Genomic DNA, 26,853 nt, shown 5'->3' on the forward strand with positions numbered 1-26,853 from the left:
GCCAGCACAACCCGCGCACGCAGGGCCAGGGCCTGGGCCGATGTCGCCCGACGCGTCCACCGTTCCAACACTGCCCGCTCATCCGCGGACAGCAGTAACGGCTCCAGCTTCGGGCCCCGACGAGGAACTGACGCACCAGCAGCAGAAGTCACACCACAACTAACGATCAACTACTGGCGCAGGACACTAGCCGGACGTCGTGAGCGTCGACTCGTGCCGCTCGGACGGCATCGCCGGCGCGGCTGACGGCTCGTCGCCCGGCCGCACGGCCCGCACCGGCTGTCGCTGCTCATTCCGTACGACGTTCCCCTCGCCCCCGAGCCCTCGCGGGGGCCCCTGGCAGCCCTGCGCCGCGGCGATGCCGAGCGCCACCAACAGCGTGACGACGACGAACACGAACAGGCGTTGGCGCAGCAGTCGCGGATTGGCGGGCCGCCGCCCCGTTCCGGTGCCCCTGGGCGCCGGCCGGCCGGCACCACCGCGCGAAGCCGGACGGCTCCCGCTGCTGGACCGCGTCGTGTTCCGCCCGGCCGCCCCGGACCGCGACGAGGGACCGCCGCCCCGCGAGGCGCTGCCACCCCGCGACGGAGCCCCGCCCCGCACCGGGGCCTGACCCCGTGACGCGGGACCGCTGCGCGGCGGGGGCGTGCCCTGGGTACCCGAGGCGCCCTGCTGCCCTTGCGGACGCCGCTGCGGCGCCCGTTCCGGGTAGGTGTCGGCGAGCCGCCCGGTGGGCCGGTCCGCCTCACCGCCGCGCGGCGCGGGCGGCCGTACATCCGCGAGACCCTGCGTCTCCCGGGCGGCGATCTCCTTCAGCCGCATGGACAGCTGCAGGGTGCTGGGCCGCTCCTCGGGGTCCTTCGCCAGACAGGCCCGGACCAACGGGGCCAGCGCGTCCGGCACGCCGTGCAGCTGTGCCTCCTCGTGCACCACGCGGTACAGCATCACCTCGGAACTGCCGTGCCCGAAGGGCGAGTCGCCCATCGACGCGTACGCGAGGGTCGCGCCGAGGGAGAACACGTCCGTGGCGGGCGTCACCGCGGCGCCGCGCACCTGCTCCGGGGCGAGGAAGCCGGGGGAGCCGACGGCCGTACCGACATGGGTGAGCGTCGAGGCACCCGTCGCCCAGGCGATGCCGAAGTCGATGATCCGCGGTCCCTTGGGGGACAGCAGGATGTTGGACGGCTTGAGGTCCCGGTGCACCACACCGGCCTCGTGCACCGCCACCAGCCCCTCCGACAGGGCGGCCCCGACGGCGGCCACGTCGGCGGCGCCCATCGGCCCCTCGTCGACGACCTTGTCGTGCAGAGAGGGGCCGGGCACGTACTGCGTGGCGAACCACGGCCGGTCGGCGTCGAGGTCGGCGGCGACCAGCCGTGCCGTGCATCCGCCGCGGATGCGCCGTGCCGCCGACACCTCGCGCGCGAACCGCGAGCGGAACTCCTGGTCCTCCGCCAGATCAGGCCGGATCACCTTGAGGGCGACCCGCTGACCCTTGCGGTCGGAGCCGAGATAGACCACGCCCATCCCGCCCGCGCCGAGCCGTCTGTGAAGCCTGAACGAGCCGACGACGCGCGGGTCCTCGCGCCTCAGGCGCATCATCGCCATGTTCATCCCCGCTGCCCGGTCCGTATGACGTGCCACAGCTTACGTTTCCACGGCCCGCCGCGCGCAGAGGCCGCGCCCTCTCGGCCCGATCGATTGTCAGTGCCGGGTGGGAGAATTGAAGAGTGGTCAGAGAGCTCACGGGCAGGGCGACTTGGGCCGGTCCGTGACCTCAACCATCCGTCGCAGAAGGGGGATTGAACCCGTGAAGGGTGATCGCGTGGAGATAGTCGTGGACGCCGGGGACACGACGCGTACGTACGAGGTGGTGGCGAGCCGAGCGGGCCGCCGGGTGGAGACAGCGGTGCGCCGAGGGGTGGTGGAAGTGAGCGAAGTCACCCGTAACGGCTCCGTCGTCCGCACGGCCCGTTTCATGGCGAACCGGGTCCTGGCGCTGGTCGAGCAGCCCGTCCCGCGTGAGGACAGCTCGGAGAAAGCGGGGCACAGCGGACGCCCCCTCCGGGAAGACCCCGAGACCTAGGTCCCGGTCTCCACCCACGGGAGTACACCGCAGGTCACGGCTCATCCTCCGGGAGGCCCGGCAATCGGTACGAGGGCATGACGTCCTCCGACCGCCGGACGCCTAGATTTGAGGTCAAGCGGCGGGTGCAGCACTCGTCCCCCGAGGTCAGACACCCGCCGCTGCCAACGAAACAGAGACGGTCAGGAGAGGGACCATGGCCTACACGGCACCGCGGACACTGGTCCGTACCCAGGAGCGCATCGCGCTCCGCCATCGCCGAACAGGCCGTCGCCACCCCCTGGTGGCGACACTCATGGCCCTTCCCCTGGCGGCACTGCTCCTCCTCGTCTTCGACGGCTGGGAGACAGTGGCCATACAAGCGTCGTCCGTGGGAGTGATGCTGGGGCGCTGAGCGGCGACCCCAGGCCCGGAAGAGCGGTCCGGGCGGGGACATCCACCCATGAAACCCCGTGGGGACGGGGGTGCGGCGGACGGCAAAAAATGCCGGCGCAGCTGGGGAGCTGCGCCGGCATTGCTTTGCCCCGAACCTGAACGGGCCGATGCGTGTGCCGGGCTGAGCGGTCGCGGGGGTCTCGGCGAGGCAGCCTTAGGGCAACGGTCCCTGTCTCAACCGACCGAGACGGGCGGCAGGGTGGGCACCGGCCCGGAGGTCTGGGGGCGGAGCCCTCAGCCGACGCCCGCACCGACGCAGGGTGACGAGCCGCGTACGACATGCGTACCCTCGCGAACGACCCGCGTGCCCGCGCCAGGAGCCCCGTGACCCACCCCCTGCTGACCGACCTCGCCACCCGAGCCAGGGCCAAGGCCCACTCGGTCCCATCCGCCTGCCCCTGCGGAGCAACCGGCGGAGCAACCGCCACCCTCGCCGACCGCCCCGACGCCACAGTCGTCCGGCACGCCGGGACCGTGGCCAAGGCGCACGCCCCGGACACCACCCGCACCGGCCTGGCACCCCGCCTCACCGCCGCCGCCCACCTCCCCGGCATACTCCTGCCCCCGCTCGGGGCGACCCCGGTCGACCTGCACGGCAGGCTCGTGACGTTCTGGCCCTACGGCACCCCCGTGGACCCGGAGGATCCGGACGCGGCCCCCTGGGAGGACGCCGCCACCCTCCTGGCCCGCCTCCACCGGACCCCCACCGCCGCCCTGTCCACACCCGCACCCCCGCCACTCACCGGCGCGCACACCTCCCCGGCCCTCCTCGCTCCGCCTCCCATGCGCGGCCCCGCCAAAGCCGCCCTCGCGATCGCCCGGCTCCGCGCCACGGCGGCCCACCACGCGGCCACCACCCCCGTTCTGCGGGCCTGGTCCACCCTCCCGGCCTGGGCCCGCGACGAGGCCCCCATGCCGGACACCACCACCCTCTGCCACGGCGACCTCCACCTCGGCCAACTGGTCCGGCACCCCGCCCCCGACGGCCCGTGGCTGCTCATCGACGTCGACGACCTCGGTGTCGGCGTCCCGGCCTGGGACCTGGCCCGCCCGGCCGCCTGGTACGCCTGCGGACTGCTCCCGCCCGAGGAGTGGACCCGCTTCCTGACCGCCTACCGAGCGGCGGGCGGCCCGGCCGTCCCGGCGGCCGGCGATCCCTGGCCCGCGCTGGACGTACCGGCCCGCGCGCTCACCGTGCAGACCGCCGCCCGGTCCATCGCCAAGGCGGCCGCGGCGGGCCGCCCTCTGGACGAGGTGGAGCAGGCGCTCGTCGACGCCTGCGACCGCATGGATTCCGCCCCGCCGCAGTTGGCGCGGGGTTTCGCGAAGTAGGGTGCAACCGACCGCAGCCGGACAGAGTCTGTCCTGGCGAAGCACCAAGCAGGACCTACCGGCGAGGAGTTGAACCGACCATGCAGTGTCCGAAGTGCCATGCTCCGATGCACACGTACAACCGCAATGGCGTCCAGATCGAGCAGTGCAGCGGCTGCCGCGGCATCTTTCTCGACTACGGCGAGCTGGAGTCGCTGACCCGCCTGGAGTCCCAGTGGGCCCAGCCCGCGGTACCGCCGCCCCCCGCCGCCCCGCAGTACCCGGCGGCTCCCGGCGCACACTCCGCCCCTGCCTGGGGCGCCCCGCAGGGCGGCCACTACGGCCAGCAGGGTCACCATGGCCATCACCGGAACAAGGGCTTCGGCCGCATGCTGTTCTCCAGCTGACAGCCGGCCGGCAGACGAAGAAGCCCCCGGCCGCAGGGCCGGGGGCTTCGGTGCGTGGACGATACTGGGATTGAACCAGTGACCTCTTCCGTGTCAGGGAAGCGCTCTCCCGCTGAGCTAATCGTCCTCGGGACCACAGCCCGCGGGCGGTGGAAACTGCGTGCGCGATACTGGGATTGAACCAGTGACCTCTTCCGTGTCAGGGAAGCGCTCTCCCGCTGAGCTAATCGCGCGGGTCCGGATCTTCGAAGATCCAGTGGACGATACTGGGATTGAACCAGTGACCTCTTCCGTGTCAGGGAAGCGCTCTCCCGCTGAGCTAATCGTCCTTGGAGGTGGAGACGGGATTTGAACCCGTGTAGACGGCTTTGCAGGCCGTTGCCTCGCCTCTCGGCCACTCCACCAGGAGTGTAGGGGCCCGGGAAGACCCCTGTTCCTTCGAGCGGACGACGAGGTTCGAACTCGCGACCTCAACCTTGGCAAGGTTGCGCTCTACCAACTGAGCTACGTCCGCCTGTCGTTTCGGTCCGCTCCCGCGTCCCGGCGACGTCTGAACTCTAGCGGATTCCCGGGCCAGCACAAAAACGCGTTTGCGCAGCGTGCTGCGCTGCGCCTGCTCAGGGACGTGCCCCGGGGCTCCCGCGGGGACACGGCCAGGTCACGCGCCGGGTACCCACCCTAGACTCGACTGCGTGCCCGACCTCCCTCCCCTCGCCCGCTTCGGCGACCGTGCGGCCACCGGTCTCCTCGACGTCACCAGCGATCCCGCCGCGCTCGACTCCACCGGTTTCTGGGCCCTCTGCGCGGACTTCGAGGGCCGGCTGACCTGTGCCCGCTTCGCGGACGTACGCCAGGAGCCGGTGCCCGCCCCGGTGCCGGGCAAGTGGCGGGGGCCGGCCGCCGGTGACTGGACGTCCTCCCTCGACCGCGCCGCGTACACGGCGGGCGTGCGGCGCATCCGTGAGGACATCGCCGCCGGCGAGGTCTACCAGGCGAACCTCTGCCGGGTGCTGTCCGCGCCCGTCGCGCCGGACGCCGACGTGGACGCCCTCACGGCGCTGTTGGCGCGCGGTAACCCGGCGCCGTATGCAGGAACGATCCGCCTGCCCGGCCACCGAGTGGAGATCGCCACCGCCTCCCCGGAGCTGTTCCTGCGCCGCGACGGCCGGGCCGTCGAGTCCGGCCCGATCAAGGGCACCGGACGTACCGAGGCGGACCTGCTGGAGAAGGACTACGCCGAGAACGTGATGATCGTGGACCTCGTCCGCAACGACATCGGGCGGGTCTGCGCGACCGGCAGTGTGACCGTTCCCGACCTGTGCGTGACGGAGAAGCACCCCGGCCTGGTCCACCTCGTCTCGACCGTCCGCGGCGAGCTGCGCGAGGACGCCGGGTGGCCCGAACTCCTCGCCGCGGCCTTCCCGCCCGGTTCGGTCACGGGTGCGCCCAAGTCGAGCGCGCTGCGGATCATCGAGGAGCTGGAGACGGCACCCAGGGGACCGTACTGCGGCGGCATCGGCTGGGTCGACGCCGACCGGGGCGTCGGTGAGCTGGCGGTCGGCATCCGCACCTTCTGGATCGACCGCGCGGAGGGCGTTCTGCGCTTCGGGACCGGCGCCGGCATCACCTGGGGGTCCGACCCCGAGGCGGAGTGGCGGGAGACCGAACTGAAGGCGTCCCGGCTGCTCGCGGTAGCGTCGGGAACGTACGAGGTGACTGGAGGGATCCCGAAGTGACGATCTGGCTCGACGGTGGGCTGCAGGACATCGAGTCCGCCCGTGTCTCCGTCTTCGACCACGGGCTGACCGTGGGCGACGGTGTCTTCGAGACGCTGAAGGTGGTGGAGGGCCGGCCGTTCGCACTCACCCGGCACCTCGACCGGCTGACCCGCTCCGCGCGCGGCCTCGGCCTGCCCGACCCCGACCTCGACGAGGTCCGCCGCGCCTGCGCCGCCGTCGTCGAGGCCAACCCGATGCCGCTCGGCCGGCTGCGCATCACGTACACCGGAGGTTACGGCCCGCTGGGCTCCGACCGCGGCGAGCACGGCCCGACCCTGGTGGTCGCCCTCGGCGAGTCCGCCCGCCGCCCCGACTCCACGGCCGTGATCACGGTCCCCTGGACCCGCAACGAGCGCGGCGCGCTCACCGGCCTCAAGACGACCTCGTACGCCGAGAACGTCGTCGCCCTCGCCCGTGCCCGTGAACAGGGCGCCACCGAGGCGCTGTTCGGCAACACGGTCGGACAGCTCTGCGAGGGCACGGGGTCGAACGTCTTCGTCGTCCTCGACGGCGAGATCCACACCCCGCCCCTCGCCTCCGGCTGCCTCGCCGGCATCACCCGCGCCCTGGCCGTCGAGTGGACGGGGGCCAAGGAGACGGACCTGCCGCTGGACGTCCTGGAGCGGGCCGACGAGATCTTCCTGACCTCCACCCTGCGGGACGTTCAGGCCGTGCACCGGGTCGACGACCGCGAACCGGCCCGCGCACCGGGCCCGGTGACCGCCAAGGCCATGCGGATCTTCGAGGAGCGGTCGGGTCACGATCTCGATCCGTAAAAGCGCGGCATATTCGGCTGCCCCAGGGCCCGGCACCGGGTAGAACACCCGTGATGACCACGACCCTGCGGCCGACCGAGCCGCTCCAGCGCACGGCCGACGGGACGCGCTCACGCCGCTACCAGGTATGCGTGAACAGCCGTCCCGTCGGCGAGATACATCTCGGCACGTCCCCCGTCTTCGGCGACGCGGTGGCCCGGATCCTGCACCTGCACATCGACGAGCCGGACCGGCGACGCGGCCGGGGCACGGTGGCCGCGCTCGCCGCGGAGGAGGTGGTGCGCGGCTGGGGCTGCAGGCGGATCGAGGCGGCGGTGCCGGCCGAGGCGGAGGCGGCGCTGCGGGCGGCGACCGCGCTCGGGTACGTCGTCCGAAACCGGCTGATGGAGAAGGGCCTCGGTGAGACCCCGCCGGAACTGCCCGCGGGGAGCCGGAGCCGTGCCATGACCGAGACGGAGTTCGCCGCCTGGCAGGAACACGAGAAGAAGGCCTACGCGCAGAGCTGGATCTCCCGCGGCGTGCCCGAGCCCGAGGCGCGGGCCAAGGCCGAGAAGGACCACGCCACCATGCTGCCCGACGGCCCGGCCACCGAGGGCATGCGGTTCAGCGTGCTGGAGCACGACGGGGTCCGGGTCGGCACGCTGTGGCTGGGATCGCGTGACGAACGTGCCTTCGTCTACGACGTCGAGACCGACGCCGGCCACCGGGGCCAGGGCCACGGCCGGACGCTCATGCTGCTGGCGGAGGCGCAGGCCGTCGCGGCCGGGTGGCCCGGTGTCCGGCTGAACGTGTTCGCGGGCAACACCCCGGCCGAGCGGCTCTACGACTCACTCGGCTACCGGACGCGCACCCACCACATGTACAAGGAACTGCTCTGACGCAAAGGAGCCCGTCCGGGATTCAGGCACCCTCGGCCGGCAGCCGGTCCACGATCTCCTCGATGCGCTCGCGCAGCCCTTCCTGGCTCTTGCCGCCGTCGAGGCGCTCGCCGTCGATGACGTAGGTGGGGGTGCCACTCACGCCGATCGCCTTGCCCTCGGCCTGGTCGGCGTCCACGATCAGGATGTGCCGGCCGTCGATCAGCGCGGTGTCGAACTCCTCCGCGTCCAGGCCCAGTTCACGGGCGACCTCGACCAGGAGGGGTTCCCCCTCACGGTCCAGATCCGCCACCCGGGCCAGCACCGCCTCGACGTACGGCCACCCCTGTCCCTGCTCCGCGGCCTCCTCGGCGGCCTGCGCGGCGGCGAAGGCGTGCTTGTTCTTGTCGAGCGGGAAGTGCCGCAACCGAAGCTCCAGCCGGTCGCCGTAGCGGGCGCGCAGGACACGGAGGTCGTCCAGGGCGCTGCGGCAGTCCGGGCACTGGAGGTCGCACCAGACGTCGAGAACGGGGGCGGCACGCACGGGGGAGGAGTCACTCATGCCCCCATTCTCCCAGCCCCGGCCCGGACGCCCCCACCGGACCCCGGTCCGGCCCGGACGCCACCTGCGACGGCGATCCGACCGGCCCTGAGGTGGACGACCCGACCGGCACCTGCGGAGGAGCCGACCCGGAGATGTCCCTGATGTCCGGTCGGAGCATGGCCCGGCGGGGTGCCGGGGGTGCAGGATGGAAGGGACGTAGTGCCCCTGCCCGACCGTGCCCTGCCCTGGAGGACCGGATGATTGCCGAGACCGTCTGTTCCGCCGTCGCCGCAGCCGGACTGGGCATCGCGGCGGTCACGGCCTACCGCAGGCGTTTTCTCTCCGCCGTCCGCATCGCCGCGTACTCGCTCGTGCCGCTCGGTCTGGTCATGACCGGCGTCGTGGAGTGGCTGGCGGACACCGCGTTCAGCCCGACGGCCTGGGCGGGCTTCGGGGTGCTCGGCGTCTCCTGGCTGCTGTTCGCGGGCACGCGCGCGGTGGAGCGCCGCCGAGGCGGTACCCGCAAGGAGCGCAGGGAGGCGGCCAGGGGTGCCGCCCGGAGCGAGGCGGTGGCGCCGGCGGCCTCGGCGCCCTCCCTGGGTTCGGGCGCCCGCCCGGCGGCCGCACCCGCGAGCCCGCCCCGCGGCAAGCCCGCCGCGGACGACTTCAGCGACATCGAGGCCATCCTCAAGAAGCACGGCATCTGACGTGCACGGACGACGGCATCCGACGTCCGCGTGAGCCGCTGAAACGACACAGCGAGTCCCTGCGCGTCCGGAAATGATCACGACCCGAACCGGACATCACGGAATTCGGCGAACTCCCGCGCATTACGGGCGTGTTCATCGCGCCACAGGCCCGGACTGCGTCATCATCGCCGCGAGATGCTGGACACGACACAGAGCGACGCCGCGCCACCTCAGGACGAGCCGCGCGGATGCCTCTTCGCCCTTTCCCAGCCACCGCTGATGATCTTCCTTGCGGTGATCGGGTGTCTGCTGCTCACGGCTGCGCTGCACGACCTGCTGTTGCTGTGAGCCATACCCGCGGTCCCCGGCGTCACCCGCCGGGGACCGCGAGGACACCAGCGCTCGTCCGGGCCTTCAGCCCGCCGCCTCCTTGCGCCGCGCCCGGTACGCGGCCACATGCAGTCGATTGCCGCAGGTGCGGCTGTCGCAGTACCGCCGCGAGCGGTTGCGGGAGAGGTCCACGAAGGCCCGGCGGCAGTCGGGCGCCTCGCAGCGGCGCAGCCGCTCCTGCTCGCCGGCCACCACGAAGAAGGCCAGCGCCATCCCGCAGTCGGCCGCCAGGTGATCGGCGACGGAGGCGCCGGGCGCGAAGTAGTGCACGTGCCAGTCGTAGCCGTCGTGGTCCGTGAGCCGGGGCGTGGTGCCCGCGGCGGCGACGAGGTCGTTGATCAGCGCGGCGGCGGCCCGGGGGTCCGGTGCGGCGAAGACCGCGGCGAACCGCCCGCGGATCTTGCGCACCGCCGAGAGATCGAACTCCGAGAGCACTCCGACATCGCTGATTTCGTGGTTTCGTACGAAATCCTCGAGAGCCGCGACATCCGGCAGCGCGTCCTGAGCCGCGTCGTCCTCCGGGGCGGTGTTCACCAGATCCACCACGGTGTCGAGGGCGCACCGGGTGTCGTGGGTGATCAGCACGTTTCGCTCCCTGGCCTGGGGGTCGGGCGGACGCCCGCCGATGCTGGCCGATGGTAATGGGTCGCGCCCGCCAGGGAGTCGACGGTCGCACGACGCACGCCGGCGCCGCCCCCGTGGGGATCCACGGTGACGACGCCTGCGCATGCCCTATGCGGTTGTCTGAGCCCGAGCCGTCTCCCCGAGTGGACGGCGCCGGGCGGCTCTGTGCAGCCTCGCCCCTTAGCTTTCCGCCAGGATGTGCGAGAGCTCCTGATCGAGATCGAAGTGGCGATGCTCCGTGCCGGGAGGCACAGCGGCATCGGTCCGCTTCAGGAAGGACTCCAGGGCCCGCGCCGGGGCCTCCAGCAGGGCCTCGCCCTCCGGCGAACTCAGGGCGATGCAGACGACGCCCTGACCATGACTGCGCGACGGCCAGACACGGACGTCGCCGGTGCCGGTGGGCCGGTGGAGACCCTCCGCGAGCAGGTCGCGGGCGAACACCCACTCGACGGTCTCCTCGGCTCCGGTGTGGAAGGTGGCGTGCACGGCGTAGGGGTCGGCCGTGTCGTACCGCAGGCCTGCGGGGACAGGCAGGGAGGACTCGCTCGACACAACGAGGCGCAGGTGCAGCTCGCAGCTGACCGTGGTGTTCATAAGCGCCAGGGCCTTTCGCTCAGTGTGCGCTCGGGGATTCGCACGTCGGCGAAATCGACATGCCACCTACGGTGCCGTTGTAAACCCCTCTGAGTGTTTTGCGTGCCTTTACGTAACTCTTCCGGCCGAGAGTGCGTTCGCACGGTACGCCCATTTCGGTGACCGGTTTCCGTCCGGTAGGGTTTGGCCGTATGAACACGGGGAGTGACGAGTCGGGCGAGGTTGCCGTGGCGGTGGACAAGACGCAGACCGACGGCGTGAAGGGCGAGCACGTGCTCGGCTCCAAAGCGCCCGAATTCATCAAGGCACGCCGCATGCTGCACCTCAGCTGGCAGGTCTGTGTCTTCATCATCGGACTCGCGGTCGTGGGCCTCGGCATCGTCATGCTGCCGCTGCCCGGACCGGGCTGGGTCGTGATCTTCGGTGGCATGGCGATCTGGGCGACCGAGTTCGTCTGGGCCCAGCTGGTGCTCCGCTGGACCAAGCGCAAGGTCACCGAGGCGGCCCAGCGTGCCCTCGACCCCAAGGTCCGGCGGCGCAACATCATCCTGACATCGGTCGGCCTGGTGGTCGTGGCCGCCATCGGCAGCGTGTACCTGTGGAAGTTCGGCCTCGTGATGCCCTGGAAGATCAAGAACCAGTGAGCCGCCAAGGGGGTGCGCGGGCCGGCCGGTACCGGTCACCCGTACCCCCTGACATGGGGTAATGTTCTGCCTGCGTCCGGGCGATTAGCTCAGTGGAAGAGCGCTTCGTTCACACCGAAGAGGTCACTGGTTCGAACCCAGTATCGCCCACCCGGACACGACGGCCCGTCTGCTAGACAGCAGGCGGGCCGTCGTCATGTGTGCGTCCCGGGCGGGGCCCGGCCCCGCCGGAAGGGCCGCGCAACCCCCGGCGAGTTTTGGCCGATCAACATCCGCTCAGCGAGGGCCGGTTGGCGTTCGACCGGTCGATCCCGTGCGCCTCACCTGCGACATCGCCCGGCCCGCGGCCCGCTCCGCTCCCGACGCACCGTCAACTTGCCACGACGGTCCACGAGAAAATCCTGTCCGAATCATTGACGCACCCCGAGGCCCTCCGTAGCTTGTGCCAGCAAGCGCTTACTTGAAACGATTCATGCAGGCGGCAACGACGCTGCGGGGAGGGTCCGACTGTGGGAACCAGCAGGAATGTTGAGAGGCGTACGATCCTGAAGGCCGCGGGAGCGACGGCGGCCACACTGGGCCTGGCCGCGACCACGGGGTGCGGGGGAGACGGCGGTACCTCCTCGGACGGGACGGTGACGCTCCGTTATGCATGGTGGGGTGGCGAGCCGCGCACCATCGCCATGAAGAAGGCGATCGCGCTCTTCGAGAAGAAGTACCCGAAGATCAAGATCAAGCCTGAATTCACCGACTACGAGGCGTTCTGGGAGAAGTTCCAGACCCAGGCCTCCGGCGGGAATCCGCCGGACGTTTTCCAGAATGCGGTCGGCTTCCTGCGCAAGTACGACAAGCGCGGTGTTCTGATGGATCTCAAGCCGCAGGCGGACGCCGGGAATCTGGACCTGAAGAACTTCCGCAACGGCGTTCTGGCGAACGGTCAGGTCGACGGCAAGCAGATCGGTGTACCCGTCGGCGCCAACACCATGGCGCTCGTCATCGACCTCAAGGCCTTCCAGAAGGCGGGCGTCGAGCCGAAGTTCGGCTGGACCTGGGACGAGTACTTCGACGCGCTCCAGACGATCCAGGACAAGCTGAAGATCGCCGGTGACACCGGCTACTTCGCCATCATGTACCTCTACGACCTGTACCTGCGCCAGAACGGCAAGGCCTTCTTCACCGACTCCGATCTCGGCTTCACCGAGGACGATCTGACGCAGTGGTGGGAGGACGGCTACAAGCGCGTCAGGTCCGGGCTCGTCGCCGACCCGAAGAAGATCGAGCAGGCCAAGCCGAAGTCCGGTCTCTCGGCGGGGCTCGCCGCGTCCGAGTTCACCTGGGACAACTTCTCCATCCGGTACGAGGGCGAGGGCGAGTCGGACTACGGGCTCGCGCCGATCCCCACCACGGACGGCAAGGACACCGGCCAGTACCTCGGCTCGCTGATGATGAGCGCATTCTCCGGGACCAAGCACCCGAAGGAGGTCGCGCAGTTCATCAGCTTCATGGTCCACGACCCCGAGGTCGGCAAGATCATGGGCTACGACCGCGGCATCCTCGCCACGACCGAGCAGTACGACGCCTTCAAGCCCACCGACCCCAACAACAAGGGTGTCGCGGCCTACGAGGACGAGGTCGCCAAGGCGGGCGTGCTCGGGAAGATCACCCCGCACCCGTCGGGCGCCGATGTCATCGAGGCGGCGTTCCTGCGGATCGGCGGTGAGGTCTCCCAGGGCAAGACCAAGCCGGCCGACGCCGCCAAGGCGCTGTTCAGCGAGGCCAAGGCCGCGTTCGCGGGCTGAGGGGACGTACCACCATGACGCTCGTCAAGGAAGCGCCCGCGCGCCCGGTGAAGAAGCGGTCCGCCGCTCCTGCCGCCGGGCGGCGCGGGCGGCGCCGCGAGAACCTCGCCGGCTATCTCTTCATGTCGCCGTGGATCGCGGGATTCCTGCTGCTCACGGCGGGACCGATGATCGCGTCGCTGTACTACGCGTTCACCCGGTACAACCTGTTCACCCCGCCCCAGTGGGTGGGCTTCGACAACTTCACGACGATGTTCCAGGACCCACGCTGGCAGAAGTCGGTGGAGGTCACCCTCAAGTACGTGGTCGTGGCCACTCCGCTGAAGCTGCTGCTCGCGCTCGGCGTCGCGCTGCTGCTCGCACAGAAGCGGCGCGGACAGGGTGTGTACCGGGCCGCGTTCTACATGCCCTCGCTCATCGGCGCCAGTGTCTCCGTGGGCTTCGTCTGGCGGGCGCTGTTCTCGGACGACGCGGTCGTGGACCGTACGCAGAAGATCTTCGGCCTCGACGTTGGGGGCTGGATCGGTAATCCGGACTACGTCATCTACGCCCTGGTGGCCCTGAGTATCTGGCAGTTCGGCGCACCGATGGTCATCTTCCTGGCCGGCCTCAAGCAGGTACCGCAGGAGCTGTATGAGGCCGCGGAGGTGGACGGGGCCGGACCCCTGCGGAGGTTCTGGAACATCACCCTGCCGATGATCTCGCCGGTGCTGTTCTTCAACGTGCTGCTGGAGTCCATCCACGCGTTCCAGGTGTTCGGCTCCGCGTACGTCGTCTCCGACACCCGGTGCGGGCCTGCCGACGCCACGCTCGTCTATACCTGCTACCTCTACCAGAAGGGCTTCAAGGAGGCCCAGATGGGCTTCGCCTCCGCGATGGCCTGGACGCTGGTGATCGCGGTGGCGCTCGTCACGGCGGTTCTGTTCTGGTCGCAGAAGAAGTGGGTGCACTACGAGGAGGCCGCCAAGTGACCAGTGTCAGCACGCCTGTGGTGCGCACCCCGAACGAGCGGCGGCGCACCGGGTCCATCGCCTGGCACGTGGGCGCGCTCGCCGTCCTCGCGGTGGTTTTGTATCCCGTGATCTGGGTCGTCGGTGCTTCGTTCAAGCCCAGCAAGGACATCATCGCCAGCATCGACCTGCTGCCCACGCAGCCGGTCTGGGCGAACTTCTCCGGGCTCGCCGACGGTATCTCCGGCATCCCCATCAGCAGCTTCTTCTGGAACTCGCTGATGTACGCGGTCCTCGCCGTGGTCGGTGTCGTGGTGTCCAGCTCGCTGACCGCCTACGCCTTCGCCAAGATCCGGTTTGCGGGGCGGAACCTGCTCTTCACGCTGATGATCGGCACGCTGCTGCTGCCGTACCACGTGCTGCTCATCCCGCAGTACGTGCTCTTCCGCAACCTTGAGCTCACCGACACCCTGGTGCCGCTCGTCGCGGGCAAGTTCCTGGCAACGGAAGCCTTCTTCGTGTTCCTGATGGTGCAGTTCATGCGCGGGCTGCCGCGCGAGCTGGACGAGGCGGCCAAGCTCGACGGCTGCGGGCACTTCAGGACCTACTGGTCCATCGTGCTGCCGCTGAGCCGCCCCGCCATCATCACCAGTGCCATCTTCACCTTCATCAACGCGTGGAACGACTTCATGGGGCCGTTGATCTACCTCAACACCCCCGAGAAGTACACCGTCTCGCTCGGCCTGATGATGTTCCGCGATCAGGAGGGCATCTCCAACTACGGCAGCATGATCGCGATGTCGCTGGTGGCGCTGGTGCCGGTCATCGCCTTCTTCATGGCCTTCCAGCGGTACCTCATCGACGGTATGGCGACGTCCGGACTGAAGTGAGCAGAAAGGGCTGAGGCGGTCACCATGGCGGAAGCACGTGTGAAGGCCCGTTCCCGGCGCAGGGGGTCCATGTTCGGCGAACGCTTCGCGCTCTTCGCCGAGTGTCTGCTCACCGGCGTGTGGATCGCCGTGGCCTGTCTCGGGGTCGTCACCTACCCCGCGGCCTTCGCCGCCGGCGCGCGGCACCTGCGGCGCCGTACGACCCACGAGGACGGTGGCTGGCGGGAGTTCGTCGCGGACTTCCGTACGGCCGCGCGCGCCGGGTGGCTCGTCGGGCTCGTCGGCTGGGTGGCGGCCGCCGCGGTCTGGGTGGACGTCCTGGCCGCACGGGCCGGGATTCCCGGCGGGCCCTTCGTCGGGGCGGTCGGCATCTTCGCGCTGATCGGACTCACCGTGGCGTTGCTGCGGGCGGCCGCCGTCTGGACGCCGGGTGCCACCTGGCGGGCGCTGCTCGCGGACGCCGGGCGGCGGACCGTGCTCGATCCCGCCGGGTCCTTCCTGATCGTCTGCGGGCTGGCTGTCGTCACCCTGTCCGCCATGTTCGTCGCACCGCTGGCGGTCCCCGTCCTGGGGGCCGTCGCGGCGGCGGCCGTCGCCGTGGAGGAGCGGTACCGGCACCGCTGACCCGCGGTGCCCTCGCACAAGGTCGGCGCCCTGGGCGTCGCACCTCTCTCTGTCATGCCCCTGACCATCCGCATGTGGAAAGGAAAGGCTGGATTCCCATGTCTCCCATCCCCCGCAGGTCCATCCTCAAAGCAGCCGCCGTGGCCGGAGCCGCCGCACAGTTCAGCTGGGCGCTAGGAGCCAAGGACGCTCAGGCGGCGCCGAGAGCCGCCGAGGCCGACGCCGATCCGGTGACCCTGGACTGGCTGGAGGACGGCGGCCTGGGCGCGGCCCCCGGCTCCACCGTCGGTGTCCCCTGGCCGAAGGGCACCTATCAGAAGGACCAGAAGTTCGCGATCACGGACGCGGACGGCAAGGCCGTGCCCGCGCAGTCGTGGCCGATCGCCTACTGGCCCGACGGCTCGCTCAAGTGGACCGCGCACGCCGTCAGTTCGGGTACCGGCAAGCTCACCCTGGCCGCGGGCGAGGCCGCCGCCCCCGCCAAGAAGGTGACCGTCGACAAGAGCGGCGGCACCATCGACATATCGACCGGCGTGATCACCGCGAAGATCGGCAAGTCCGGTGCCACGCTGATCAAGTCGGTCACCCGCGGATCGACCGAGATCGCCAAGAACGGCCGGCTCGTCCTCATCCGCCAGCCCGAGATCGAGGACGAGGACCAGGGCGCGGTCAAGACCGAGCGCTTCGAGGGCGCCATCTCGAAGGTCGAGGTCGAGCAGGAGGGCCCGGTCCGCGCGGTCGTCCGCATCGACGGCAAGCACCGCAAGGGCAGCCGGAGCTGGCTGCCGTTCTCCATCCGGCTGTACTTCTACGCGGGCGCCGACTCCTTCCGGATGGTGCACACCATCACCTTCGACGGCACCCAGGAGCCCGGCAAGGCCAGCGGCGACTTCATCCGCGGCCTCGGCGTCCGGTTCACCGTTCCGATGCGCGACCAGTCGTACGACCGCCACATCCGCATCGGCGGCGACGGCACCGGTCTGCTGCGCGAGGCCGTCAAGGGCATCACCGGACTGCGCCGCGACCCGGGCGCGGCCGTGCAGGCGGCGCAGTACGAGGGAAAGAAGCTGCCTGACCCCTCCACCTGGGACCAGCGGGTCACCACGCGGCTCCAGTACATCCCCGAGTGGGGCGACTACACCCTCTCCCAGCTCTCGGCCGACGGCTTCGGCCTGCGCAAGCGCACCAAGAAGGGCCACGGCTGGATCGGCGCCGGCGGCGGCAAGCGCGCCTCCGGGTTCGGATATGTCGGCGGGGCGAGCGGCGGCTTCTCCTTCGGCCTGCGGGACTTCTGGGAGAAGTTCCCTGCCCAGCTGGACATTCGCGACGCCCAGACCGAGGAGGCCGAGGTCACCCTCTGGCTCTGGTCGCCCGAGGCGCAGCCCATGGACCTGCGCTTCTACCACGACGGCATGGGCCAGGACACCTTCGCCGAGCAGCTCGAAGGCCTCAACATCACGTACGAGGACTACGAGCCCGAGTTCGGCACCCCCTACGGCATCGCCCGCACCTCCGAACTCCTCTTCTGGGCGAACGAGTCCACGCCGAGCGCCGAGACACTCGCCGAACAGGTCGAGGCCGTACGGGTGCTGCCGCAGCTGGCCGCCCCGCCCAGGCAGCTCATCAAGGCCGGGGTCTTCGGCCCGGGGCTGTACTCCGAGCCGGACCGCTCCACGCCCGCCAAGGCCAAGATCGAGGACCACCTCGACTTCCTCTTCACGTACTACAAGGACCAGGTGGAGCAGCGGCGTTGGTACGGCTTCTGGGACTACGGCGACATCATGCACACGTACGACACGGTCCGGCACCAGTGGCGGTACGACATCGGCGGATACGCCTGGGACAACTCCGAGCTGTCGCCGGACCTGTGGCTGTGGTTCGCGTACCTGCGCTCCGGCCGGGCGGACATCTTCCGCTTCGCCGAGGCGATGACCCGCCACACCGGTGAGGTCGACGTCTACCACCTGGGCAAGTGGGCCGGCCTCGGCACCCGGCACGGCGTGCAGCACTACGCCGACAGCGCCAAGCAGCAGCGCATCGCCAACACGACGTACCGCCGCTACTACTACTTCCTCACGGCCGACGAGCGGGTCGGCGACCTCATGCACGCCAACGTCGACTCCGACGAGACGTTCCTCGTCCTCGACCCGATCCGCAAGATCCGCACCGAGCCCTACACGCCCGACCGGCACGCCCTGTCGATCGGCTTCGGCACGGACTGGAGCGGTCTGGTGTCGGCCTGGCTGACGGAGTGGGAGCGCAAGGGGCCCAAGTGGGAGAAGGCCAAGGCGCGCATCCTGTCGACCATGGAGACCATCGCCGCCCAGCCCAACGGCTTCGTGCAGGGCACCGGCCTCTACGACCTCGACACGGGCAGGTTCGCCGTCGCCGACAAGCCGGTGGTCGGCGTCTCGCACCTCTCCGCCGTGTTCGGCCTCAACGAGCTGTGCGCCGAGCTCATCGACCTCGTCGACATGCCGAAGTTCAACGAGGCCTACTTCGACTACTGCCGCTACTTCAACGCGACGAAGGCCGAGCAGGCCGCCCGCTACGGCTCCAACTTCGGCTCCCTGCTCCTGTTCCAGGGCCACTCGCGCCTCGACGCGTACGCCGCCGTCAAGACCGGGGACGAGAAGCTCGCCAAGCGGGCCTGGGACAAGTTCTACAACTCCGACGGGTACAAGGAGTCCTCGCCCTGGAGGACCGAGAAGCTGAGCGGCCCGGCCGCGCTGGTCCCGGGCAGCGAGGCCACCTGGGTGTCCACGAACGACACCTCGCTCTACGGCCTCGCCGCCATCGAGAACCTGGCGCTGCTGGGGGACAAGATGCCGTAACCGTCCGCTAGTTCATCTTCCCCAGGACCTCCCGCACCCGCCGGACATCACGCAGTCGCTGCTCGTACGTCGCCCCGAGTGCGAGCAGCAGCAGGCCGGCGAGGGCGGGAGGCACCCAGCGGGGGAGTGCGTCGGTGACCTGGACGAGGTAGGGCGCGAGCTCGTGCAGCGCGTCCAGGGCCAGTACCCAGCCGCCCAGCAGGAGCGGGGCCTGGAGGTGGTGCCGGGCGCCCAACAGGGTGACCAGCAGTGCCGCGACGCCCAGCAGCAGGGGGCGCGTCCAGTGGGCGTCGCCCCAGGCCGCGACGAGGCTCGGCAGGAGCGTGGCGGCGAGTCCGGGGCCGTACGCCGTCCAGGAGGACGCCTGCGGATCGCGGCGCCGGCGCAGGGCGCCGACCAGCAGCGCCGGGACGGTGACCGGGAGGGTGTACGCCTCCGGCGTTCCGATGTCCCAGGCCGCCAGCCGGACCCAGGCCGCCAGCACGAAGAGGGCGGTGGCCGCGTAGCCGAGGGCGTGGCGGTCCGGGCGGACGGCCGTGCCGGCGGTGATCACCGCGCACAGGGCCAGGACCAGGGCGAGCAGCGGCGGGTCGGTGAGGGCGAGGGCCACGGCGAGCAGACCGGCGGCGGCACCCGCCACCTCGACCGGCACGGTCGCCGGGGAACCTCCGAGCCGTGCCGCGAGCAGGGCCGCGACCGCGGGCACCGCGAGCACGAGCAGAGCGGTGTGCGAGGGCGGCCAGTCGGCGGCGGCACCGGTCGCGCAGGCGAGTGCGGCGGCGTACGCGAGGGCGGCCGGGGCCGTCACGGGGGCGAGGCGCGACCGCCACGAGGCCGCCGCGAACAGCGCCGTCAGGGCGGAGAGCACGGTCAGGGTCGCGGTCTGCGTGGCGAGGGAGAGGCAGGCGAGGCTGAGGGAGGTGGCCGACGCGAGGACGAGGGCCGTGAGGTGCGTGAGCCGGTGCTCGGACGGGGCGCGGAGCGCGTACGCCGCCACCGCGAGCTCTCCGGCGGTCGTGACCCCCGCGACCGACACACCGACGGTATAGGGCAGTTCCAGGACCGGTGCCAGGGTGAGCACGGTGGCCCAGGCCAGACCCACCGCACCGGCCAGGGCCCGCGGGCGCCAGGTCGTGTCACGGACCGCCAGGGCGAGTACGGCCGCGACGGCCGCCAGCACGAGCGGGACCGTCGCCGCGTGCGGCGGCCAGGGCGCGTCGACCGTCACCGCGGCACGCGCGTCCGAAGGAGCGCCGGTCCATGGGTGCCCCGACCAGCCGGCCGGACCCAGCAGCGTGACCACGAGGACCGGCAGCGCCCACAGCACGGCGAGTGCCTGCACGGTGCCCGAGGCCCATAGGAGGCCGCCTCGCACCGCCTCCGGGAGCCGGCCGGCCCGCACCGCCGCCAGCAGGGCGATCCCGCAGGCCAGATGGACCGGGACCGTCCATGCCTCAGCGAGCGCGGGGCGCACCGCACCGCCGAGCGCGGCGACCGTGAGCAGTCCGGCGGTGACGGCGAGACCGAGGGCTCGCTTCTCGCCCTCGCTCCGCCACGCCGCGACCAGCGCGATCGTCGCCGCGAGGAGGAGGAGCGCCGCCGCACGGGCGGCGGCGCTCGCGCCGGTGGCCGTCAAGGACAGCCAGCCGGCGGCCATCACGCCCCAGGCACCCGTGCCGTACGCCCCGACGGCGGCGGCGGTCCGTACGGACGCGGCCGGCGACCGCAGCGCCACGGCCGTGTCGAACGCGGCGGTCAGCAGGAGCGCTGCCGTGATCCCGTAGGGACCGGCGTCGGCAGCCACCGACCAGAGCAGCAGCGGGAGTTGGGCCGGGGCCAGGGCGGCCGGGAAGGGCAGACGCAGACCGGCGGTCGCCGGCAGCAGACCGTACGCGGCCCACAGCACCGCGAGCACCGCCGACGCGAGGGCCGCGTACCCGGTGCCGTCCACCTCCGCGAGGGCGGCCTCGTGCAGCGCGTACGCGTCGAGCACCGTCAGCGCGAGCCCGAGGCCCGCCACCGACTCGGCCGTCGAGCGCAGGCCCCGCTTCAGGAGCGGCACCGGCGCCGCGAGCGCGGCCAGCGTGACCGCGCCGAGCACCACGGCCCGCCCGGCGATGCCCAGATGCCCCCAGCTGACCAGTGTGAACACCATCGCAGCGATGGTGAGCAGGATGCCGCCGAGCAGGAGGAGCACGTTCTGGACACGCGGTGCGGGAGTCTCGGGACGGGGCGGCGCGACAGGCGCGGGCGGCGGAGCGTGGTGCAGGGCCGCGACCAGCCACGCACGACGGGTCAGCAACTGGGCCCGGCGGGCGTCCAAGTGCCACAGCTCGGCGTCGAGGAGCCGCAACTCCTCGGCCGGGGGCGGAATGTGCGTCATGCCGTCGAGTGTGGTCCGCGTCACGCCGTTCGCCATGAGTGCGGGTACTCAGGACGTACTCAGATACGCCTCACGGTGGCTGCGTACGGGCAGACTCCGCTCATGGACTGGACCCACTACCGCTTCCACAGCCGCTGGCACCTGTCCGCGGCGCCCGCCGTCGTGTACCGCGCACTCGAGCGGGTCGAGGAGTATCCGCACTGGTGGCGCCAGGTGCGCGAGGTGCACCGGACCGACGGCACGACCGCCGTCGTCCGTATCCGCTCCCTGCTGCCGTACGGCATGACCTTCACCGCCCGCGAGGTGCGGCGCGACCCGGCGGCGGGGGTCCTGGAGATCGCCGTGTCCGGGGACATCGACGGCTGGGCGCGCTGGACGATCACCGCGGACGGCACGGGCAGCCTGGCCCGCTACGAGCAGGAGGTCCACGTGAACAAGCCGCTCCTGCGGCGGCTGGCCGTACCGGGACGGCCGGTGTTCCGCGCCAACCACCGGCTGATGATGCGGGCCGGGCGGCGAGGTCTCGCCGGCCACCTGGAAGCGGTTTGAAGGAAAGGCGCGGGGACCTGTATTGTTCAGTGCGTTCCCGGGCGATTAGCTCAGTGGGAGAGCGCTTCGTTCACACCGAAGAGGTCACTGGTTCGAACCCAGTATCGCCCACCGGGAAAGGCCGGTCCGTCCCAGACGGACCGGCTTTCTGCTGCCCCCGCGCGTCCCCTACGCTGCCGCCGCCGGCAGGTCCGGACGCAGCGGCCACGCCGGGTCCACCGCCTCCTCCGTGCCGCTGCGCGCGAACCACGCCTGCAGACCGCGCGCCTGCCCCGCGTGCCACACCGCCTGCAGGGTGTGCAGTTCGGCGAGGCTCAGCCGCTCCAGCCGGACCGCGAACCGGCGCCCCACCGCTCGGACGACCTCCAGCGCGGCCAGTGCGTCGGCGCCCGCGTCGTGCGCGCCCTCCAGCTCGACGCCGTAGTGCGCGCACAGGTCGGTGAGGGTGCGGCGGCCCTTGCGGTAGCGGTCCAGATGCTTGTCGAGGACCCGCGGATCCAGCACCAGCAAGGGCGAGGACTCGAACCAGCGGTCCAGGGACGAGGCGCGATGACGGCGCAACTCCCGGTCCAGCAGCGTCAGATCGAACGGCGCGTTCATCACCACCAGCGGCCGGCCCGCCGCGGCCTGCTCGGCCAGCGCCTCGGCCATCTCGTACATCACCGGAGCCGGCCAGCGGCCGTTGCGCTGCAGATGCTCCTCCGTCAGTCCATGCACCTCCGTCGCCCCGGCGGGCACCGTCACACCCGGGTTCACCAGCCACCGGGTCACCCGCGGCCGGGTGCCCGGGGCGTCCTGGACGGCGACGGCGGCCGACACGATCCGATCGGTCTCGACGTCGACACCCGTGGTCTCCGTGTCGAAAGCGGCCAGGGGCCCTTCGTACCAGCACGTCATATTTACTCAACCCCTCGTTCACCCACGGCAGCTGACGCCCCGTCGTCTGCCCCGTTTGGTGATACCCGGGCTGTTTGCGCCGTACGCCGGAAGGACACAACAGGAGTACGGGTCTTTGCAGTTCAGCGACCCGACGTGGGATTCACTCGGCCCAGGTGTGGGCATATCACTTGGCTTGGAAGGCTGTTCGTCATGGCGATAGCCCAGCCCGAGCGGGGCGGGCTGCTGCCCGAACGCACCGGCCCCCAACGCGGCACACTCGCCACCACCGCCTGCATGGAGACCTTGCAGGTGGGCTACCTGCACGCGGTCGCGGCGGCCGCCGGCTGCTCGCTGTCCCAGCCGTTCCCGGACAACGGCATCGACTGGCACGTCAGCCACGGCTCACCGGGGCACACCGTCGACGACGAGGTGACCATCAAGGTGCAGCTGAAATGCACCTACCAGGTCCCGCCGAATCCCCCCGGCCGCACCTTCTCCTTCACGCTCGACAACGACCACCTGCGCAAGCTCGCCCGCACCCCGGTCTCGGTCCACAAGATCCTGGTCGTGATGCTGGTCCCGCGGTCACAGGATCAATGGCTGCGGGCCGGCCACGACCGACTGGACCTCAGGCACTGCTGCTACTGGGTCAACCTCGCCGGTCACGCCATCACCGGCCGGAACCGGACCACCGTGCGGATACCGACCTCGCGCATCTTCGACGACCGGGCGCTCTGCGAGATCATGACGCGCGTCGGGACGGGAGGCAGACCATGACGCACCGCCCGACGGAAGAGCCACTGCGGCTCGTACGACCACACCCCGTCGACCAGACCGCCGCCTGGAGGCGTCCCCCCGAGCCCGGCGAGGTCGACCCCGCCGTACTCGGCGCCCTGCTGCGCCGGCACGGCTGGCAGCGGCGCGGGGGAGCGGCCGGACACTACGGCCGCTGGACCCCGCCCGGACCGGGCGCCGGCGGCACGAGCCTGCTCGTGCCCGAGAGCCGGGCCTTCCCCGACAGCGAGGACCTGCTCGCCGAGGCGCTGCTCGCGCTGTCCCGCAGCGGCACACCCTCCGCGCGCGAGGTGCTGGTCTCCCTCGCCGTGCCCAGCGACGAGATCCGCTGGCGGCGCGACGTACCGACCGGTCCGGCCGGAACCGTCCCCTGGACGGTCGAGGAACAGCTGCGTTCGGCCGCCCGCCAGACGCTGCTCGCCGGAGCACTCGCCACCCGCGCGCGGGCGGGCTACTACGGCGCCCGCTACCGCCGCTCCGCCGCCTCGGTCCTGGAGAACGTCCTCGTAGGATCCGCGGCCGGCGGCCGTCGCCTGACCGCCTTCGTGCCCGTCGGCACCGGCCGTCCGCTCGCCGTACGCCTGCACCAGGCCCTGTACGCCGCCCGCGAGGCCATCGACTACCAGCGGGCCACCGGCGGCATGGACGCCTTCGACGGCGCCGTCGCGGCGGGCGTCAGCCGCGAGCTCACCGAGGCCCTGATCGCCCTGGTGCGCGGTACGGAGGGGGCGCGCATCGGCGTGGAGTGGGCACCGGCCGCCGGTGTACCCGAAGGATGCGCGGCGCCCGCCGAGGCCGTCGAGTTCTCGCCCGGAGACCTGCCTGTGCTCCGTGAGGCCGGCGCCCGCTATCTGCGCGAGGAGCCCTCCATGCCGGTCCGGATCACCGGGACGGTGGTCCGGATGCGCAGATCGGGGCCGCGCGGGGAGGGATCGGTACGGTTGCGGGTGATCGCGGGCGCCGACATCCCGCACATACGACTGACACTGGACGAGGAGTCCTACCGGATCGCCGGGCACGCGCACCTCGTCGGACTGCCGGTACGGGTGCACGGGCGGCTGGAGAGCAGGGGCGGCTTCCGGCGCCTCACGGACGCCTCCGGGGTCGAACCGGTGCAGGTGGACGAGGCCGAGCGGGACCGGCTGATGAAGTCGCTCCAGGAGACCGCGGAGATCACGGCCTTCTTCGAGGAGGCCTGCGGCGGGGACTGATTTCGCTCAGGGCGGGCCCGGGTCGGTACGATCCCCTATTGCGCGCGCTCTCGGTATGGCGCCGCATCCGCCTTCAGTCAGGAGAGACCGGTGTCAGACGTCCGTGTGATCATCCATCGCGATTCCGAGCGGGAAGAGCGCGTGGTGACGACGGGCACCACGGCCGCCGAGCTCTTCGCCGGCGAGCGTTCGATCATCGCCGCGCGCGTGGGCGGCGAGCTGAAGGACCTGTCGTACGTCCTGTCCGAGGGCGAGGAGGTCGAGGGCGTCCAGATCTCCTCCGAGGACGGCCTGAACATCCTGCGCCACTCCACCGCGCACGTGATGGCGCAGGCCGTGCAGGAGCTCTTCCCCGAGGCCAAGCTGGGCATCGGCCCGCCGGTCAAGGACGGCTTCTACTACGACTTCGACGTCGAGAAGCCGTTCACGCCCGAGGATCTCAAGGCCGTCGAGAAGAAGATGCAGGAGATCCAGAAGCGCGGACAGAAGTTCTCCCGCCGTGTGGTCACCGACGAGGCGGCCCGCGAGGAGCTGGCGTCCGAGCCGTACAAGCTGGAACTGATCGGCATCAAGGGCTCCGCCTCCACGGACGACGGCGCGGACGTCGAGGTCGGCGCGGGCGAGCTGACGATCTACGACAACCTGGACGCCAAGACCGGTGACCTGTGCTGGAAGGACCTGTGCCGCGGTCCCCACCTGCCCACCACCCGGAACATCCCGGCGTTCAAGCTGATGCGCAACGCGGCCGCCTACTGGCGCGGCAGCGAGAAGAACCCGATGCTCCAGCGCATCTACGGCACCGCCTGGCCCACCAAGGACGAGCTGAAGGCCCACCTCGACTTCCTCGCCGAGGCGGAGAAGCGCGACCACCGCAAGCTGGGCTCCGAGCTCGACCTGTTCTCGATCCCCGAGCAGATCGGCTCCGGCCTCGCCGTCTTCCACCCCAAGGGCGGCATCATCCGCCGGGTCATGGAGGACTACTCGCGCCGCCGTCACGAGGAGGAGGGCTACGAGTTCGTCTACACCCCGCACGCGACGAAGGGGAAGCTCTTCGAGACCTCGGGCCACCTGGACTGGTACGCCGACGGCATGTACCCGCCCATGCAGCTCGACGAGGGCGTGGACTACTACCTGAAGCCCATGAACTGCCCGATGCACAACCTGATCTTCGACGCGCGCGGCCGCTCCTACCGTGAACTGCCGCTGCGCCTCTTCGAGTTCGGGACCGTGTACCGGTACGAGAAGTCGGGCGTCGTGCACGGCCTGACCCGTGCCCGCGGCTTCACCCAGGACGACGCGCACATCTACTGCACGCGCGAGCAGATGTCCGAGGAGCTCGACAAGACGCTCACCTTCGTCCTCGGCCTGCTGCGGGACTACGGCCTGACCGACTTCTACCTGGAGCTGTCGACCAAGGACCCGGAGAAGTTCGTCGGCTCCGACGAGGCCTGGGACGAGGCAACGGAGACGCTGCGCCAGGTCGCCGAGAAGCAGGGCCTGCCCCTGGTCCCCGACCCGGGCGGCGCCGCCTTCTACGGCCCGAAGATCTCCGTCCAGACCAAGGACGCCATCGGCCGCACCTGGCAGATGTCGACCATTCAGCTCGACTTCAACCTGCCGGAGCGGTTCGAGCTGGAGTACACGTCCCCCGACGGCTCCAAGCAGCGCCCGGTCATGATCCACCGTGCGCTCTTCGGCTCCATCGAGCGGTTCTTCGCGGTGCTCCTGGAGCACTACGCGGGCGCCTTCCCGGCGTGGCTGGCCCCGGTCCAGGCGGTCGGCATCCCGATCGGCGACGCGCATGTCGAGTACCTGGAGAAGTTCGCCGCGGCGGCCAAGAAGAAGGGGCTGCGGGTCGAGGTCGACTCCTCCTCCGACCGCATGCAGAAGAAGATCCGCAACGCCCAGAAGCAGAAGGTGCCCTTCATGGTCATCGCGGGCGACGAGGACATGTCGGCCGGCTCGGTGTCCTTCCGCTACCGCGACGGCTCGCAGGAGAACGGCATCCCGTTCGACGAGGCCATCGCGAAGATCGGGAAGGTCGTCGAGGAGCGGGCGCAGATCTGATCCGTCGCAGACGAGGCCCCCGGCGCGTTCATCCCGCCGGGGGCCTCTCGTCGTCCTCGCTGGAGAAGACCTGGAGCAGCCACGAGGCGAAGGTCCCGGTCACGGCGCCGAGCAGGGCCATCCCGATGCCCATCATCCCGACCGCGATCAGGCGTCCGACCGGCGTGACGGGGACGACGTCGCCGTACCCGACGGTGGCGAGGGTGGCGCAGGTCCACCACACGGCGTCCCCGAAGGTCAGGATGCTCGCGTCCGGTGCTCCGTGCTCCTGCTGGTAGACGGCGAGGGCACCGGTGAAGCCGAGGAGGACGGTCGACAGCCCGGCGTAGGCGATCACGCGCGCGTGCAGCGCCAGCCGGGGCTTACCGTGCCGCCGCTGCACGGCCTCGTACACCTGGACGACCCGCAGCGGCCGCAGCAGCGGCAGGACCAGCACGACGGTGGCCAGCCAGTGCGTCCGTACGAAGCGCAGCCGCTGACCGCTCAGCCGCCAGCGCACCGCGTAGTCGACGGCGAACAGTGCCCAGGCGGCCACGGTCAGCGCGAGGCACAGGCCGAGCAGGCCCTCGGGAAGGTCGTCGACGAGCACGCGGATCGCGTACGAGGTGAGGAAGACCAGCGAGGCCACGGCGAGCGGGACCTCCGTGCGCCGCTCCCAGCGGGCCGAGGGAGTGTCGTCGTCCAGCGCATGCGCATCGTTCACCGGCCCAGCTTGGCCCCGGACGCTTTTCCCACAA

The 26,853-nt window shown here is 70.9% G+C and carries 26 protein-coding genes and 7 tRNA genes; 21 read left to right on the top strand and 12 right to left on the bottom strand.

Going from position 1 to position 26,853, the window contains the following annotated elements:
• Nucleotides 1-186: 186 nt before the first annotated feature.
• Nucleotides 187-1,614, bottom strand: coding sequence for a serine/threonine-protein kinase (locus ACZ5XS_RS33230; protein WP_468657800.1), 1,428 nt, complete (start codon nt 1,612-1,614; stop codon nt 187-189).
• Nucleotides 1,615-1,810: 196 nt separating this feature from the next.
• Between ACZ5XS_RS33230 and ACZ5XS_RS33235 the strand changes: the two genes are divergently transcribed.
• The 4 genes from ACZ5XS_RS33235 (at nt 1,811) to ACZ5XS_RS33250 (ending at nt 4,239) form a co-directional block, all read left to right on the top strand.
• Entirely contained in the window at nt 1,811-2,086 is a 276-nt protein-coding gene (locus ACZ5XS_RS33235; RefSeq protein ID WP_468657654.1) for a hypothetical protein, read from the top strand.
• A 196-nt stretch (nt 2,087-2,282) separates the two neighbouring features.
• Nucleotides 2,283-2,480: a hypothetical protein gene (locus ACZ5XS_RS33240; protein ID WP_217239670.1), complete on the top strand. Its 198-nt coding sequence runs from the start codon at nt 2,283-2,285 to the stop codon at nt 2,478-2,480.
• Nucleotides 2,481-2,800: 320 nt separating this feature from the next.
• The gene (locus ACZ5XS_RS33245) at nt 2,801-3,853 is read left to right on the top strand and encodes a phosphotransferase (RefSeq protein ID WP_468657656.1); all 1,053 of its coding nucleotides are present in this window, start codon (nt 2,801-2,803) and stop codon (nt 3,851-3,853) included.
• Nucleotides 3,854-3,933: 80 nt separating this feature from the next.
• Nucleotides 3,934-4,239, top strand: a complete 306-nt coding sequence (locus ACZ5XS_RS33250; RefSeq protein ID WP_468657658.1) for a TFIIB-type zinc ribbon-containing protein — start codon at nt 3,934-3,936, stop codon at nt 4,237-4,239.
• Between the two features lie 55 nt (nt 4,240-4,294).
• Here ACZ5XS_RS33250 and ACZ5XS_RS33255 read toward each other — a convergent pair.
• The 5 genes from ACZ5XS_RS33255 to ACZ5XS_RS33275 form a co-directional block, all read right to left on the bottom strand.
• Nucleotides 4,295-4,366, bottom strand: a tRNA-Val gene (locus ACZ5XS_RS33255).
• Between the two features lie 34 nt (nt 4,367-4,400).
• Nucleotides 4,401-4,472, bottom strand: a tRNA-Val gene (locus ACZ5XS_RS33260).
• 24 nt (nt 4,473-4,496) lie between these two features.
• Nucleotides 4,497-4,568: transfer RNA gene (locus tag ACZ5XS_RS33265), tRNA-Val, on the bottom strand.
• A 1-nt stretch (nt 4,569) separates the two neighbouring features.
• Nucleotides 4,570-4,643: transfer RNA gene (locus ACZ5XS_RS33270), tRNA-Cys, on the bottom strand.
• A 37-nt stretch (nt 4,644-4,680) separates the two neighbouring features.
• Nucleotides 4,681-4,753, bottom strand: a tRNA-Gly gene (locus tag ACZ5XS_RS33275).
• A gap of 178 nt (nt 4,754-4,931) precedes the next feature.
• Here ACZ5XS_RS33275 and ACZ5XS_RS33280 point away from each other — a divergent pair.
• From ACZ5XS_RS33280 to ACZ5XS_RS33290, 3 genes are read left to right on the top strand one after another with little or no spacing between them, the layout of a single operon-like run.
• Nucleotides 4,932-5,975, top strand: coding sequence for a chorismate-binding protein (locus tag ACZ5XS_RS33280; protein ID WP_468657660.1), 1,044 nt, complete (start codon nt 4,932-4,934; stop codon nt 5,973-5,975).
• Nucleotides 5,972-6,793: an aminotransferase class IV gene (locus tag ACZ5XS_RS33285; protein ID WP_468657662.1), complete on the top strand. Its 822-nt coding sequence runs from the start codon at nt 5,972-5,974 to the stop codon at nt 6,791-6,793. The genes ACZ5XS_RS33280 and ACZ5XS_RS33285 overlap by 4 nt, the downstream gene beginning before the upstream one ends.
• A 53-nt stretch (nt 6,794-6,846) precedes the next feature.
• Nucleotides 6,847-7,671 carry a GNAT family N-acetyltransferase gene (locus ACZ5XS_RS33290; protein WP_468657664.1) on the top strand — a complete coding sequence of 275 codons (825 nt, stop codon included), beginning with the start codon at nt 6,847-6,849 and terminating at the stop codon, nt 7,669-7,671.
• Nucleotides 7,672-7,693: 22 nt separating this feature from the next.
• Here ACZ5XS_RS33290 and ACZ5XS_RS33295 read toward each other — a convergent pair whose 3' ends face one another.
• Complete coding sequence (locus ACZ5XS_RS33295) at nt 7,694-8,212, bottom strand: DsbA family protein (protein WP_468657666.1); 519 nt, start codon at nt 8,210-8,212, stop codon at nt 7,694-7,696.
• Between the two features lie 239 nt (nt 8,213-8,451).
• Here ACZ5XS_RS33295 and ACZ5XS_RS33300 point away from each other — a divergent pair, with 239 nt between their 5' ends.
• Together ACZ5XS_RS33300 and ACZ5XS_RS33305 are read left to right on the top strand one after the other, a co-directional pair.
• A complete protein-coding gene (locus ACZ5XS_RS33300) occupies nt 8,452-8,901 on the top strand; it encodes a hypothetical protein (RefSeq protein WP_468657669.1) in 450 nt (149 codons plus the stop codon).
• A gap of 177 nt (nt 8,902-9,078) precedes the next feature.
• Entirely contained in the window at nt 9,079-9,231 is a 153-nt protein-coding gene (locus ACZ5XS_RS33305) for a hypothetical protein (RefSeq protein WP_164873000.1), read from the top strand.
• A 66-nt stretch (nt 9,232-9,297) separates the two neighbouring features.
• Here the strand turns inward: ACZ5XS_RS33305 and ACZ5XS_RS33310 are convergent, their stop codons facing one another.
• Together ACZ5XS_RS33310 and ACZ5XS_RS33315 are read right to left on the bottom strand one after the other, a co-directional pair.
• On the bottom strand, nt 9,298-9,858 hold the full coding sequence (locus ACZ5XS_RS33310; protein WP_468657671.1) for a CGNR zinc finger domain-containing protein: 561 nt from the start codon (nt 9,856-9,858) through the stop codon (nt 9,298-9,300).
• 219 nt (nt 9,859-10,077) lie between these two features.
• A complete protein-coding gene (locus tag ACZ5XS_RS33315; RefSeq protein ID WP_004002642.1) occupies nt 10,078-10,491 on the bottom strand; it encodes an SsgA family sporulation/cell division regulator in 414 nt (137 codons plus the stop codon).
• Between the two features lie 191 nt (nt 10,492-10,682).
• Here ACZ5XS_RS33315 and ACZ5XS_RS33320 point away from each other — a divergent pair, with 191 nt between their 5' ends.
• From ACZ5XS_RS33320 to ACZ5XS_RS33350, 7 genes are all read left to right on the top strand, one after another.
• On the top strand, nt 10,683-11,135 hold the full coding sequence (locus tag ACZ5XS_RS33320; RefSeq protein WP_468657673.1) for a TIGR02611 family protein: 453 nt from the start codon (nt 10,683-10,685) through the stop codon (nt 11,133-11,135).
• Nucleotides 11,136-11,213: 78 nt separating this feature from the next.
• Nucleotides 11,214-11,285, top strand: a tRNA-Val gene (locus tag ACZ5XS_RS33325).
• Between the two features lie 359 nt (nt 11,286-11,644).
• Entirely contained in the window at nt 11,645-12,934 is a 1,290-nt protein-coding gene (locus tag ACZ5XS_RS33330; protein WP_468657675.1) for an ABC transporter substrate-binding protein, read from the top strand.
• Nucleotides 12,935-12,948: 14 nt separating this feature from the next.
• The gene (locus ACZ5XS_RS33335) at nt 12,949-13,905 is read left to right on the top strand and encodes a carbohydrate ABC transporter permease (RefSeq protein ID WP_468657677.1); all 957 of its coding nucleotides are present in this window, start codon (nt 12,949-12,951) and stop codon (nt 13,903-13,905) included.
• Nucleotides 13,902-14,774, top strand: a complete 873-nt coding sequence (locus tag ACZ5XS_RS33340) for a carbohydrate ABC transporter permease (protein ID WP_468657679.1) — start codon at nt 13,902-13,904, stop codon at nt 14,772-14,774. The genes ACZ5XS_RS33335 and ACZ5XS_RS33340 overlap by 4 nt, the downstream gene beginning before the upstream one ends.
• 24 nt (nt 14,775-14,798) lie before the next feature.
• Complete coding sequence (locus ACZ5XS_RS33345; protein ID WP_468657681.1) at nt 14,799-15,398, top strand: hypothetical protein; 600 nt, start codon at nt 14,799-14,801, stop codon at nt 15,396-15,398.
• Nucleotides 15,399-15,496: 98 nt separating this feature from the next.
• A complete protein-coding gene (locus ACZ5XS_RS33350; RefSeq protein WP_468657683.1) occupies nt 15,497-18,232 on the top strand; it encodes an exo-rhamnogalacturonan lyase family protein in 2,736 nt (911 codons plus the stop codon).
• Between the two features lie 7 nt (nt 18,233-18,239).
• Here the strand turns inward: ACZ5XS_RS33350 and ACZ5XS_RS33355 are convergent, their stop codons facing one another.
• Nucleotides 18,240-20,651 carry an SCO7613 C-terminal domain-containing membrane protein gene (locus ACZ5XS_RS33355; protein ID WP_468657685.1) on the bottom strand — a complete coding sequence of 804 codons (2,412 nt, stop codon included), beginning with the start codon at nt 20,649-20,651 and terminating at the stop codon, nt 18,240-18,242.
• 66 nt (nt 20,652-20,717) lie between these two features.
• On the opposite strand from ACZ5XS_RS33355, the gene ACZ5XS_RS33360 reads away from it, so the two are divergent.
• Together ACZ5XS_RS33360 and ACZ5XS_RS33365 are read left to right on the top strand one after the other, a co-directional pair.
• Nucleotides 20,718-21,164: an SRPBCC family protein gene (locus tag ACZ5XS_RS33360; protein WP_468657687.1), complete on the top strand. Its 447-nt coding sequence runs from the start codon at nt 20,718-20,720 to the stop codon at nt 21,162-21,164.
• A gap of 39 nt (nt 21,165-21,203) precedes the next feature.
• Nucleotides 21,204-21,275: transfer RNA gene (locus ACZ5XS_RS33365), tRNA-Val, on the top strand.
• Between the two features lie 57 nt (nt 21,276-21,332).
• Here ACZ5XS_RS33365 and ACZ5XS_RS33370 read toward each other — a convergent pair.
• The gene (locus tag ACZ5XS_RS33370; RefSeq protein ID WP_468657689.1) at nt 21,333-22,061 is read right to left on the bottom strand and encodes an exonuclease domain-containing protein; all 729 of its coding nucleotides are present in this window, start codon (nt 22,059-22,061) and stop codon (nt 21,333-21,335) included.
• Between the two features lie 192 nt (nt 22,062-22,253).
• Between ACZ5XS_RS33370 and ACZ5XS_RS33375 the strand changes: the two genes are divergently transcribed.
• The 3 genes from ACZ5XS_RS33375 (at nt 22,254) to thrS (ending at nt 26,116) form a co-directional block, all read left to right on the top strand.
• Entirely contained in the window at nt 22,254-22,820 is a 567-nt protein-coding gene (locus tag ACZ5XS_RS33375) for a DUF4365 domain-containing protein (RefSeq protein WP_307673501.1), read from the top strand.
• Nucleotides 22,817-24,049 carry a hypothetical protein gene (locus tag ACZ5XS_RS33380; protein ID WP_468657691.1) on the top strand — a complete coding sequence of 411 codons (1,233 nt, stop codon included), beginning with the start codon at nt 22,817-22,819 and terminating at the stop codon, nt 24,047-24,049. The genes ACZ5XS_RS33375 and ACZ5XS_RS33380 overlap by 4 nt, the downstream gene beginning before the upstream one ends.
• A 90-nt stretch (nt 24,050-24,139) precedes the next feature.
• Nucleotides 24,140-26,116, top strand: coding sequence for a threonine--tRNA ligase (thrS, locus tag ACZ5XS_RS33385; RefSeq protein ID WP_468657693.1), 1,977 nt, complete (start codon nt 24,140-24,142; stop codon nt 26,114-26,116).
• 28 nt (nt 26,117-26,144) lie between these two features.
• On the opposite strand, the gene ACZ5XS_RS33390 is transcribed toward thrS, so the two are convergent.
• Complete coding sequence (locus ACZ5XS_RS33390) at nt 26,145-26,801, bottom strand: potassium channel family protein (RefSeq protein ID WP_468657802.1); 657 nt, start codon at nt 26,799-26,801, stop codon at nt 26,145-26,147.
• Nucleotides 26,802-26,853 lie beyond the last annotated feature (52 nt).

Source organism: Streptomyces sp. NPDC033131 (assembly GCF_055578365.1).